Below are 12,536 nucleotides of genomic sequence, written 5' to 3'. Positions count from 1 at the left end.
CTAATCTGAAGTAGCTGCATTGGCGTAACAATGGTTGAGCAGATTATCTGGAGACACCTATGAGCAAGAAGTTATTCCTCGTCGTTTTACTGACACTCACCGGCTGCATTAGTTGGGTGTTTGCAAAGAGTCCGTTTTCTGAATTACCGGCGGGTGAATACAAGCTCGATTTAACCCACGCCAGTATCGTATGGAAAGTCTCACACTTTGGTTTGTCTGACTATACCGCGCGCTTTACCCGTTTTGATGCATCCATCGATTTTGATCCTAGCGATATTGCGGCCAGTAAAGTCAATGTGACGATTGATCCAACCTCGATACAAACCGCTTATCCTGATCCAGAGCAGGAAGATTTTGATAAAACGTTAGCGCAAGACAGTGGTTGGTTTAATGCGGGGGAATATCCAGCGATTACGTTCTCGTCAACCAGTATAACCATGCTCAATGATAAACAGGCCACAATGACCGGCGATTTAACCTTTCTCGGTCAAACCAAATCGGTAAGCATGGATGTTACACTCAACGGTGCAATGTTAAAGCAACCTTTTAGCGGTTTACCCACGATGGGATTCTCTGCAACCACTACCGTCAAGCGGAGTCTTTGGGGTATGGATAAGTTTGTACCGAATATAGGCGATGATGTGGAGGTGATGATAGAAGGCGAATTTGCCCTCAGTAAATAACTGACTGCATACCTATTTACCCGTTGTTCTGTTGCGCATAACGCCTTAACGTTCGGTATGCAGCAACTATGCGTTGGGCGTGGGCAGCATCGCCCCCTTTATCCGGGTGATGCTGGTGCAGTAAGCGTTTATAGCATTGTTTTACCGTTACCAAGTCACTTGCTGCACTCTCTTCCAACCCCATTACTGTCAAACTCTCGGTTAACGCCTGTGGCTCTATAGTGGCATTGGTCGTGGTGCCAAATTGTAGCCAAAACTGCTCCAATAGCTCATCCACATCTGCGCCACTGGTGCTGGCAAAATGCGCCCAATCTAAATAGTACTCTTGTAACTTATCGCTCTGCGTAAGTGCTGCTTTGGGGGGCTGATACGGTTGTAATTGTATATTAGTGGTATGAATCTGCAGTTCACCCACGTGCAAAGCGCGCCACTCCTGGCGCATCCGATACAGGCAGTGAAATAGAATAAAATGGCTTTGAAATAAGGCTAACGAGCCTTGCAGCGCGTCAGGTTTAAATAGTGCATACGGCGCCTCCATCAGCCGCTGTAATAAGTCAAACTCACTTATCCCAAGACGTAATTCAGGGCGCAAGCTGTCTAGTGCGTCCATGATCGCTTCAATGTGATTATTTTCTCTTGCAGTTGGCATTTTGTTTACTGAGCTTGGCGCAACTGTGCGATGATTGCAGAGAATTGTGCATGTTCTCGACTCTCCAACCATTCAAACAATAGCATTTCAGCACTCACCAGCTGGCATTCAGCATCACGCAATCGTGCTTCAGCCAGTCTTTTATCCTCATCGTAGCGTGAACCGCATGCATCCCACGCCAGTATGACGTCATAACCTGAGCGTTTTGCATCAAGGGCCGTCTGTAATACGCAAACATGCGACTCTGTACCGAGAATAATTAACTGCTGGCGATTTTGTTTATCGAGATGCTGCGAAATGTCGGGTGTTTTAAGCGCAGAAAATGTTTGTTTAATGAATGTTGGCGCTGTTGGGCATATTTGTAGCAGTTCAGGTAGGGTAGGGCCCAGACCTTGAGGGTACTGTTCTACAATCGTAATAGGAATATTGAGTGCTTGCGCGCCAGTCAGTAATTGCTTGGCGCGCAGCGCTATCTGGGCATTCGCGTCGATATGCGGAAATAATTTGGCTTGTACATCTACCAGCAACAGCTGGGCATGATCGACGTTAAATAAATGCATTGGCCGCTATCATTGAGTGTTTACCCCATGATAGCGGACTCGGAGGCTAGGCGCGAATTTGACCATCACCGTTTACCAAGTATTTCTCAGTGGTCAGTGACTCCAGCCCCATGGGACCATAGGCATGCAGTTTTGTTGTAGCAATACCAATTTCTGCGCCGAGGCCAAGCTGACTGCCGTCAGAAAAGCGCGACGATGCATTGACCATAACAACCGACGCATCTACGGTGCGTTGGAAACGCTTGGCAGTAAGTTCATTCTCGGTGCATATGACTTCGGTGTGATTACTACCGAAACGTGCAATGTGATCCAATGCCATATCGGTCGTGTCCACAATCCGAATAGCGATTTCGAGATCTAAATATTCTTCGCCAAATTCGCTTTCGCCGATCACATTGGCCTGCGGTATGTAGCTGGCAGTTTGCTGACAGCCATTAGCCCGCACGCCATGATCAGCGAACAGCTCGGCGACTTTCGGCATCACTTTATCCGCAATGTCTTTGTGGACTAATAAGCCTTCCAGCGCATTACACACACCGGTGCGCTGAGTTTTACCATTTTCTAAAATATTCAGTGCTTTTTCCACATCAGCATCTTTATCGATATACAGATGACACACGCCTTTAAAGTGCTGAATAACTGGGACCTTACTATTGTCTGTCACAAAGTTGATCAGGCCCTCACCACCGCGCGGAATGATCACGTCGATCAAGTCGCGTTGCTCCATCAATTCCATCATGTGCGCTCGATCAGGATCAGGAACTACAGAGACCAAGGCTTCTGGAAGGTCATGCTGGTTTAGCACTGACTGCAGAATTTCGGCGATGGCCAAGCTGCTGTTAAGCGCTTCTTTACCGCCCCGTAAGATAACGGCGTTACCTGATTTAAAGCACAAGGCGCCTGCATCAGCGGTCACGTTAGGACGTGCTTCGTAGATCATACAAACCACGCCAAGCGGTACTCGCATCTTACTGATTTGGATGCCATTTGGACGTTCACCTAAGTCGCGAACTTCACCCACAGGATCATCAAGGCTAATAATGGTTTCAATCCCTTCCGCCATATCCTCAATCCGCTGTGGGTTCAAGGTTAAACGGTCAATCATTGCTAATGCCAAGTTGTTTTTGCGCGCTTCAGTTAAGTCTTTCTCATTGGCCGTTAAAATAGCCACTTGATTTTCGCGCAACGCAGCTGCCATGTCGCTAAGTACTTGATTCTTTTTGTCCTCTGATAGTACAGCTAATTGACGTGCAGCAGTGGCTGCGGCCGTTGCGATAGTATTAATTAAACTCATTACTTCTCCAAAATTGCGATATTTTTCTCAGATAAAATAGGGCCGGTGTTTTTCTGAAACTCATCGGCGTACTCAGGGTTATCCTGTTCAGCGATAAAATTGAGTAAGCAGCTACTGTAGTTCGAACGTGCTTTGGCAATCTTGGTGCCATCTTCTTTACGCACGAGTACCGTATCACCCACGTTAAATTGGCCTTTCACCTCTTTCAGTGTTGCCCCAGTGAGGTGCTCACTGGTTTCTTCTGGCGGTGCATCAAAGGATTTATCGACAACCAGTTCACCTTGGGCATTGGAGGTATGTGTCATCCAATGCTGGTGGTCACTCAATGGTTTAGCCAGTGGCTGAAAATGCGTTCCTGGATTTTTGCCAGCTAATAACTGGTTAAACGACATTTCGGTAAAACCATTCACGATAAACGTATCAATCCCATGTGACGTGGCTTTTTCTGCGGCCTGAATTTTAGTTTTCATGCCACCAGTACCTACTGCACTGACCGCGTCACCAGCCATTTCGTAGGTACTCTCATCAATTTTATTCACCCACGACAACAGCTTCGCGTCATCGTATTTATGCGGATTTTTGTCATACAAACCGTCCACATCTGAGCAAATGATAAGAGCGTCAGCATCAAACGCTGCCGCAACCATCGCTGATAAATTATCGTTATCACCCACTTTTAATTTGTCAGTGGTGATGGTGTCGTTTTCGTTCACAATCGGCAAAATGCCATTTTCAACCAACCGATCGATGGTATTGCGAATACTGACATAGCGCTCTCTGTCACGCAGATCCGCATGAGTCAGTAAGATTTGTGCAGTGGCAAAATCGAACAGCTTGTCCCACGTTGCCATCATTTCGGTTTGACCGGCTGCAGCCATGGCCTTTTTTGTCGAAATCGACTTCTCTTGATCATCAAACAAATGACGACCCGCCGCGACTGAGCCTGAAGATACCAACACCACATCGATCCCGCGCTCACGACAGCGCAATATGAAATGTGCGATGCTGAGTAAATAATGACTACTACAGCCATTTTGTTTCGGTGCAATTAATGCACTCCCGCACTTAATGACAATGCGTTTCCAATTAGTGTTATCCACACGAACCTCTATTTATGAATGTTGGGTCACAAGTTGTTGCGTCTTTTCAAATTCATCTTGAACTTGCTGCGACGGTGACGAGTCAAGCGCAGCGACGCCAATAATGGTGATAAAGCTGATGATAAAGCCGGGTATAATTTCATACACCACCGAACTCAGTGTTGCCCCGTCTGCCAGGACCGGCACATAGATCCAAAACAGTACCGTAGCTGCACCTGAGACAATGCCTGCAATCGCGGCTTTGTGCGTTAAATTTGCTTTGTATAAGCAACACAGCACGAGTGGGCCAAAAGCAGCACCAAAGCCAGCCCAAGCGTTACTTACGATGCCCAGGATCGTATTGGAACGGTCAAAAGCCAACAGGGCAGCAACAAGCGCTACTCCGACGACACCAAACCGACCGATCATCACCGCGCGATTATCATCTTGCTTGATCTCTTCTTTTTGACTAAATACGCGATACAAATCCTCAGTCAACGAACTGGCAGACACCAACAGCTGGGATGAAATCGTGCTCATAATCGCCGCTAAAATCGCAGCTAACAAAAAGCCACTGATCAATGGGTGAAACAAAATCTCTGAAAAAATGATAAAGATTGTTTCTGCATCAGCGACCGTCAAATCGAACTTGTTTGCATATGCGATCCCGACCAGACCAGTGCCTAGCGCGCCAATAATCGTAACCAGCATCCAGCTCATACCGATATTACGTGCTGTGGCAATATCTTTGATTGAGCGGATTGCCATGAAGCGCACGATAATGTGCGGTTGCCCAAAGTAACCCAGGCCCCAAGCGAGGGCGCTAAGTAGACCGAGCAATGACAACTGAGTGAGTCCTTCGCTCAGCGGCGGAATCGACTGAGTAGCAAAGCTGTTCATTTCAGTAACACTGTCAAACGATTGGAAAGCCACCACAGGCACCAAAACCAAAGCGATGAACATAATGCAACCTTGCACAAAGTCCGTCATGCTAACCGCCAGAAAACCACCCAGCAGGGTGTATCCGACAACTACGCCCAGAGTTACAAACAGACCTATGTGGTAATCAACGTCGAAGGCCGACTCAAACAGCTTTCCGCCTGCGACCAGACCAGCGCTGGTGTACAAAGTGAAGAACATTACAATAATAATTGCAGACACGATCCGGACGGCTTGCTTGTCGCCACCAAAACGATTGGCAAAAAATTCAGGTAAGGTTAGCGAGTCACCGGCCACTTCCGTATACACGCGCAACTTCGGCGCTACCAGAAAGTAGTTGGCTAATGCTCCTAGCAATAGACCCAGCGCAATGTAGACTGTTTCAAAGCCGACTAAAAACATCGCGCCGGGTAATCCCATCAGCATCCATCCACTCATATCTGATGCACCTGCAGACAATGCAGTTACATGTGGACTTACCTTACGACCGCCAAGCAGGTATCCCGAAACATCATCGGTTGACGTGCGGTATGCGAATACCCCGATGCCAAGCATGGCGAGGAAGTAAATGCTAATGGAAATCCATTGCGAAAACTCCATTTAAAGACCTCTCTAAATAGTTTCAATAATAATAATTAGTGTGCTAATTAATATGATGCTTTATTATTAAGCGAAAATCAACCTAGATAGCTTTATAACTGCAAAAATAAAGGTTTTCTGTGCTATTTGTATTTTATTTATTGCTTAGTGTAGAAGTTAAAGGTAGGTTTGTGTTACCTTTTTAACCTAGTTTTGTATGTTTTTGTCTTCATCGACGCATCGGTTTGAATAGGCAAAATATTGGCTAAACCTTGTTACAAGGAATGATTAGAACAAACGCAATGAGAGAACAACGTTACGACGAATTACTGATCGCGCTGCGCAAAGTTACACGCGCAATCGATTTGTATTCTAAGAAGCTCAAAAAAGAGACCGGTCTAACCAGCCCGCAATTATTGGTGTTGCATGAGATCGATAACCAAGACGGGGTGCTGGCTAAAGATATTGCTAACGCGATAAATTTAAGCTCTGCCACTGTCACTAGTATTCTCGACCGCTTGGAAGCTAATCAATACGTTGTGCGGGAGCGCTCCGAACAGGATAAACGTAAAGTGCTGTTGCATTTATCTGAGCGGGGCAAGCAAGCCATGCAAGATTCTCCCAGACCCTTGCAAGCCCACTTTATTCAACGATTTGATCAGTTAGAGCCGTGGGAGCAAAGCATGATGATCGCTAACATGCAGCGAATAGCATCGATGATGAATGCTGAAGATATCGATGCATCTCCCGTTCTTGAGGTTGGTTTTATCAATCAAACCTACTGAAACACCTGTTTTAACAGATAGCAGCTTTGACGCTGCGGCTGCTCAATCTCTAAGCAGGTTTTAATCTAATCGCATAGTCCACAATTCAACGATTACCGTCGAAGCTGATGCTAGAGCGCTATTAATCAATCTTTGTTACACATTTACTCTTGCTGCTTTGTGACCTATTGGCTAATTTTGACGAGTGAAATATCTACCGGCGGGTATAAATCATCGAGTAAATCAGCGACAATGGTCGGAATTAATCTGAGAGATTTGTTTATGCTCATTTGTGGCGTTGATATCCAAGGCACTGAAGCCGTAATTTGTTTACTTGAATACCGGGACGGGGTGTTTTTTATGCCCGATTGTCGGGTCCGTAAGTTAGCGTTAAGCAAGCGTAATCGCACCACTGATATTCGTTATTTTCAGTCCAGTTTTAAACAGCTAATGGGTGACTATAAAGTTACTCGCGTGGTGATCCGTGAACGCCCGCTAACCGGTAAGTTTTCTGGCGGTGCTTTAGGCTTCAAAATGGAAGCTGCAATTCAATTGATTGATTCGCTTGACGTAGAGACTCTTGGCGGACAGCAATTAAAGGCTTCATTAAAGCGTCACCCAGTCGCAGTAAGCTTTAAAGAAACCGGCTTGAAGCAATTTCAAGAAGGCGCATTTCATGTGGCTCACGCTGCGCACATGGGTGGCTTTGAAACGGAATAATTTGATTCCTTAAGGGTCAACGTGAAACTCACTAACAGTAGCCTACATAACCCCGTTGCGGTGGTAATAATCACGTTCATGGTAATTGCTTTGGGCGTAATCTCGTTATTCAAAATTCCTGCGCAGTTATTGCCGAATATTGAAAAGCCAATAGTTACTGTAATCAGTTCCTGGCCTGGCGCATCGCCGGCCGAGATCGAGTCTGAACTTACCGTTCCCATTGAAGAGGTGCTGGTGGGCACCCCTGGCATGACCGACATGGTCGCTTGGAGTATGTCTGACTTCGGCTTTATGCAGTTAGAGTTTGCTCTCGAAACCGATATGACTCGCGCTCTTATTGATGTGATCAGTCGGCTCAATCGCTTACGCCCATTGCCGGCCAATGCACAAAAGCCACAGATCATGATGGGGGAATGGGGCGATGCCAATGACACCTTGATTGATTACTTTATTCAGAACGAAGAAGGTATTTCACGCGAACAAAAGCAGGCCAATAGTAACTTTATTCGTGACTTTGTCTTACCCGAACTCCAAGCCTTGTATGGGGTTTCGCGTATCGAGTTTGATGATGGCAGCTGGGGCGATGGTGAGCAATTACAAATCGTTTTTGATATTTATCGAGCCGCTGATCTGGGCATTGATATTTCGCAAATCCCGGCATTGGTAGGGCGTTCACAAGATATGTCCAGCGGCTTTGTAGATATAGGTCGCAAGCAATATACCGTACGTTTTGAAGGGCGTTACGACATCGATGAATTAGCCAATTTGATCCTTGAAGAGCGTGATGGGGTTGAGATAAAACTTGGAGATATTGCACGGGTTGAAGTCGGGCCAGGTCGCGCGGGTGGCTTTATTTATCAAAACGCAAACCCGGCATTTCGCCTAGCAGTGTCGAAAACCAATGATGCTAACGTGCTTGAGGCCTTAGATGGCGTTAAAAGCAAGATGGAGGAACTCAATAACACTGTGTTCGCCGAGCGTAATATGTATGCACAGTTTTCCTTCGACCCTGGCTTATACATCAAACGCTCCATGGGTTTGCTGACCAGTAACTTGATCGTCGGCATGCTGTTTGCGGTCTTTGTCTTGTGGCTGTTTTTGCGCCAGTGGCGCGCCACGCTGCTAATTGCTACAGCAATTCCTGTTTCCTTATTAGCCACCTTTGTGGTCTTAAACTTTGCTGGGCGTTCGTTAAATGTCATTTCCTTGGCTGGGCTGGCTTTCGCCACAGGTATGGTGCTCGACGCTGCCATCGTAGTGCTTGAGAATATTGTCCGATTGCGTGAAAAAGGCGCGAGCGTGGATGTTGCGGCTTCAGAAGGCCCAACGCAAGTGTGGGGGGCACTGTTAGCCTCTACGGCTACCACCGTTGCGATTTTCATTCCGATTATGTTTTTGGAAGATGCCGAAGGCCAGATGTTTGCCGATTTGGCATTAACCATCGCTATTGGAATTTCCGTTTCTTTGATTGTCGCCATTACCTTGTTGCCCACTGGAGCAAAGTACTTCTTGCGCAGTGACGACTTGGCCGAGGGTAAGGCGCATAACCACTGGCAGGGGATGGTACGAACGTTGATGGCATTAACCAATTCCACGGCTAAACGCTGGTCTTGGGTCATTGGGTTAATCGCTATACCGTTGGCATGTATGATCTTGCTGTGGCCTACCAGTAACTATTTACCACCGGTTAAACGCGACACAGTCGATAGTTTCTTGTTTTTTCCACCCGGGACCAATGTTGCCACTGCCGATAAGGAAATAGCCCAGTTGATCGCCAAGCGTTTAGAGCCGCATTTACGTGGTGAGAAAATGCCGCATGTGCGCGACTATTTTTTCTGGTCGTTCCCCGGTGGTTCAGGTGGTTGGTTGGCGTTAAACGGCGCCGAGGGCACCGACCTTGATGTGCTCCAGCAAACCATCCAACAAGACATCATAAGCGGCATCCCGGATATGTTTGGCTTTTCCATGCGACGCAGTTTATTTGGTGGTTTTAGCGACAGCAACAGTGTGCGCATTGAGATCACCAGTACCGACTTAGCGGCCGCAAAAGGCGCGGCTATGATGGGCATGGGCTTAGTTATGCAAGCAATCCCAGGTGCCACCGCGAACCCAGAGCCCGATCCGTTTTCAGAAACCACCGAGCTGCGGTTTATGCCTAATGATAGCCGCCTTAAAGAAGTTGGCTGGACACGAGATAACCTCGCAGCGGTGATTGCTCAGTTGGGGCAGGGTCTGTGGTTAGGTGAATACTTCGATGGTCAGGAACGACTGGATATTTATTTAAAGACCGAGCGTTTTGCGACCCCTGAAGCCCTCGCTGAATTGCCTGTAACGACGCCGTTGGGTGGTGTTTTACCGTTATCCGAATTGGTAGAAATCGACACTGTTCTGGCGCCGAGCGCGATTGTGCGAATGGAGCGCAAACGCGGTTACAGTTTGGTCGTTAATCCACCGAAAGATATGTCATTGGAAGCTCTCATCGATGCCTTGGAGGAACGGGTTGAGCCGCAATTACTGGCGCAGCTACCCGCCGATGCTTCGGTGCAATATACGGGCAGTGCAGAGGATTTAGCCCGTGCAATGTCGACCTTGAGTCTGAATTTTGTCCTCGCATTTTTGCTGCTACTGTTGATCATGACTGGCTTGTTTAAGTCATTGAAGGCAGCATTGCAGGTATGCATTGCCCTGCCATTGGCTGGCGTTGGTGGTGTGTTGGCGATACAGGTGCTCAATTTGTTCAAGTCGCAGCCACTTGATTTACTTGGCATGATTGGCTTCATTATTTTGCTTGGATTGGTGGTGAATAATGCTATTTTACTGGTGGCTCAGACACGCGACGGTTTAAAAGCCGGTCTGCGCGTTGAGGACGCGGTAGAGCAGGCGCTCACCATCCGCTTGCGACCGATATTTATGAGCACGTTAACCAGTTTATTTGGCATGCTACCGCTGCTTTTGATCCCCGGTGACGGCAGTGATATCTACCGTGGCATGGCAGCAGCAATAGTCGGTGGTATGAGCGTTTCGACGATATTTACCCTCATCCTTTTACCGTGTTTGTTACAACTGACTTTTACCCAGAGAAACCGCAATGCGACTACTGTCTAAACTTAACCTATCGTTGTTAGCTTTTGGCCTAGCAAGTACCAGTTTTGGCCTTGTGGCACAAGACATGCCACCGGCGCAAGTCGAGGTGGTTACGGCTGAGCGTTTGGACTTAGCCCCCAGTATGCAGCTCAAAGGCAACGTAGTTGCGCTGCAAGATGCGGTGATATCGGCTGAAGTCGAAGGACGCCTGGTTAATGTTGAATACGTTGGCAGCAAACTTGCTGCAGGTGCAACGTTAGCGCAACTGGATGATGCTCGTGCCCGTTGGGCGCTGAGCAGTCGTTCTGCCGAGTTAGCCGCACTTAAAGTGGATCTGGAATTTCGTCAAAGTGAGGTTGAACGCTTTGAACGGCTGGCTAGCCAAGACAACGCTTCAAAGAACCAGTTGCAACGTGAACGCGCGGCAATGTTGCGGATAGAACAAGAAATTGCCAGTGCCGATGCATGGCTTCAGAGCGCCCAACGAGCGCTTGATGATACACGGGTGAAAGCGCCATTTGCAGGCGTGATTGCCCAGCAATTTGCGCACACCGGCGAGTATATTCGCATTGGCGATCCTATCGTACGATATGTGAATGAGTCACTGAAGGATCTATCGATTCCCGTACCTATTCGGTTGCTAGGGCTGCTGAGTGAAGGCCTGTCGATCAGCGTCGAGCATGGTGATCACCGGCATGATTTTCCGATTCGCAAAATCGTGCCCATCGGCGATCCCGCTTCACGTATGGCCGAGATCCGTCTTAACGTGAGTGACAGTCATATGATCATAGGCGATTCGGTAACGGCTGACATTCCAGTGCAGATGCCAGAGTCGGTCGTAGCTGTACCTCGTGATGCCTTGGTCATCCGTGGCAGTCAGCGGTTTATCTACGTGGTTGACAGCAACGACACCGCGCAGCAAATCACGGCCAACGTGCGTTTTGCTGATGGTCCTTGGGTTGTACTAAGCGAAGGTGTTAATGCAGGTGATAAAGTCATTATTCGCGGCGCTGAGCGTCTGCAACCGCAGAGTAAAGTCAGTTACTAAGCGCAGTAAAACTACTGTATTGTGATTAGGCAATACAGTAGTTGAAGCAAGTTTCTAGTTTAAATTTACTTAAACTTGCGTTCTCATTTCGAGCAGTGTTACTTACCAAGAGCAAAACTTACATAAATGTCACTCGGGATGTGTTGGCTAACTTCCAAGTCGCGGATTTCAATAACCGGTGTGGCTGGATTGTAGCGTTGAAATGCTTTGACCGTATCAGTTGCTCCAAATTGTCGAGCAAAGGTCGTCACTTGCTTACCATTGCACAATAAACCCTCGCCAAGCATTTTGTATGTAGGACCCATGGCACGGTGTCCAGGTGTGATTTTTTGTACAGCTTGGTGCAATCCAACGCGGTCGTTTTCTGCAGCTAAGCGGCACACTGAAACAAGGTCAGTTTCTAGTCTTAGTGGATAGTCTGAGGCCAAGGTGTTGTTGCAAACGGCTGATAGCGACAAAACCACGGCTCCAATTGATGCAAAATGTAACTTTTTCATAATATTTTCCTATGGATATCAAAGTGGACATGGTTCCCTCTGACACAACTGCTTGTCAGATGTTACTGAGTATATGCAAATGGCATTTAGAGGTAGATGAAATCGAGCTGAAAATAACCTGAAAATCAGATGAAATTTTTACTTAATAGTTATCAATAAGTTAATCATGACGCTGTCATATGCAGTTCATTTGGCCAGAGAAAATGGTATTTATCTGCTAAGCTTTGTGAATATATTCAGTCGGCCGGTGTTTATGTTATGACCAGCGGAACCCTGAAATATGATCCTAAAACTAGAACCATTAGCGACGCGCATGGAGGGAGTTCTATGCTCTCACCGCAATGTGGAAAGCTAATGCAACTGTTGCTTTCTGCAGCACCTGAGATCGTCGAACGGCAACGTATGAAAGCAGACATATGGGGCCATACATATGTAAGTGACGACGTCATAAATCATTTGGTTTGTCGTTTGCGTAAGGAGCTGCATACCACATTTGGTGAAGACGTTGTCGAAATCGAAACAATTCCTCAGTTAGGTTACCGATTAGTGTGCAAGGGTTATTATGAGCACAATGGCATGGTTGAAATTTTTCATCGTTGTAGTGAGTGGATAAAACACTGGAGGGACTAGTAAATTAGAG

12 protein-coding genes are annotated in these 12,536 nt (G+C 47.1%); 6 read left to right on the top strand and 6 right to left on the bottom strand.

From position 1 onward, the window contains the following. Nucleotides 1-59 precede the first annotated feature (59 nt). Nucleotides 60-683: a YceI family protein gene (locus CSH92_RS00150; RefSeq protein WP_100655599.1), complete on the top strand. Its 624-nt coding sequence runs from the start codon at nucleotides 60-62 to the stop codon at nucleotides 681-683. 16 nt (nucleotides 684-699) lie between these two features. Here the strand turns inward: CSH92_RS00150 and CSH92_RS00145 are convergent, their stop codons facing one another. From CSH92_RS00145 to putP, 5 genes are read right to left on the bottom strand one after another with little or no spacing between them, the layout of a single operon-like run. Further along, nucleotides 700-1,332 carry a DNA-J related domain-containing protein gene (locus CSH92_RS00145; RefSeq protein ID WP_164084614.1) on the bottom strand — a complete coding sequence of 211 codons (633 nt, stop codon included), beginning with the start codon at nucleotides 1,330-1,332 and terminating at the stop codon, nucleotides 700-702. Between the two features lie 5 nt (nucleotides 1,333-1,337). Next, nucleotides 1,338-1,892, bottom strand: coding sequence for an isochorismatase family protein (locus tag CSH92_RS00140; protein WP_100655597.1), 555 nt, complete (start codon nucleotides 1,890-1,892; stop codon nucleotides 1,338-1,340). 46 nt (nucleotides 1,893-1,938) lie between these two features. Continuing rightward, the gene (locus tag CSH92_RS00135; protein WP_100655596.1) at nucleotides 1,939-3,186 is read right to left on the bottom strand and encodes a glutamate-5-semialdehyde dehydrogenase; all 1,248 of its coding nucleotides are present in this window, start codon (nucleotides 3,184-3,186) and stop codon (nucleotides 1,939-1,941) included. After that, entirely contained in the window at nucleotides 3,186-4,286 is a 1,101-nt protein-coding gene (proB, locus tag CSH92_RS00130) for a glutamate 5-kinase (protein ID WP_100655595.1), read from the bottom strand. The genes CSH92_RS00135 and proB overlap by 1 nt, the downstream gene beginning before the upstream one ends. Nucleotides 4,287-4,298: 12 nt before the next feature. Next, nucleotides 4,299-5,804 carry a sodium/proline symporter PutP gene (gene putP / locus CSH92_RS00125; protein WP_100655594.1) on the bottom strand — a complete coding sequence of 502 codons (1,506 nt, stop codon included), beginning with the start codon at nucleotides 5,802-5,804 and terminating at the stop codon, nucleotides 4,299-4,301. Between the two features lie 281 nt (nucleotides 5,805-6,085). Here putP and CSH92_RS00120 point away from each other — a divergent pair, with 281 nt between their 5' ends. The 4 genes from CSH92_RS00120 (at nucleotide 6,086) to CSH92_RS00105 (ending at nucleotide 11,399) form a co-directional block, all read left to right on the top strand. Next, on the top strand, nucleotides 6,086-6,568 hold the full coding sequence (locus CSH92_RS00120) for a MarR family winged helix-turn-helix transcriptional regulator (protein WP_100655593.1): 483 nt from the start codon (nucleotides 6,086-6,088) through the stop codon (nucleotides 6,566-6,568). Between the two features lie 261 nt (nucleotides 6,569-6,829). Further along, a complete protein-coding gene (locus tag CSH92_RS00115) occupies nucleotides 6,830-7,267 on the top strand; it encodes a DUF3010 family protein (protein ID WP_100655592.1) in 438 nt (145 codons plus the stop codon). A 21-nt stretch (nucleotides 7,268-7,288) separates the two neighbouring features. Further along, nucleotides 7,289-10,372 (top strand): efflux RND transporter permease subunit, encoded by a 3,084-nt coding sequence (locus CSH92_RS00110; RefSeq protein WP_100655591.1) that lies wholly within the window; start codon nucleotides 7,289-7,291, stop codon nucleotides 10,370-10,372. Further along, a complete protein-coding gene (locus tag CSH92_RS00105; protein WP_100655590.1) occupies nucleotides 10,356-11,399 on the top strand; it encodes an efflux RND transporter periplasmic adaptor subunit in 1,044 nt (347 codons plus the stop codon). Before CSH92_RS00110 ends, CSH92_RS00105 begins: the two co-directional genes overlap by 17 nt. 98 nt (nucleotides 11,400-11,497) lie before the next feature. Here the strand turns inward: CSH92_RS00105 and CSH92_RS00100 are convergent, their stop codons facing one another. Further along, a complete protein-coding gene (locus tag CSH92_RS00100; protein ID WP_100655589.1) occupies nucleotides 11,498-11,896 on the bottom strand; it encodes a hypothetical protein in 399 nt (132 codons plus the stop codon). 258 nt (nucleotides 11,897-12,154) lie between these two features. On the opposite strand from CSH92_RS00100, the gene CSH92_RS00095 reads away from it, so the two are divergent. Beyond that, on the top strand, nucleotides 12,155-12,526 hold the full coding sequence (locus CSH92_RS00095) for a winged helix-turn-helix domain-containing protein (RefSeq protein WP_100655588.1): 372 nt from the start codon (nucleotides 12,155-12,157) through the stop codon (nucleotides 12,524-12,526). Nucleotides 12,527-12,536 lie beyond the last annotated feature (10 nt).

The sequence above is a fragment of the Neoalteromonas flava genome (assembly GCF_002807685.1).
GTDB lineage: Bacteria > Pseudomonadota > Gammaproteobacteria > Enterobacterales > Alteromonadaceae > Alteromonas_E > Alteromonas_E flava.
The sequence above is the reverse complement of the archived record's forward strand: the minus strand, read 5'-3'. Positions and strand labels throughout refer to the sequence as shown.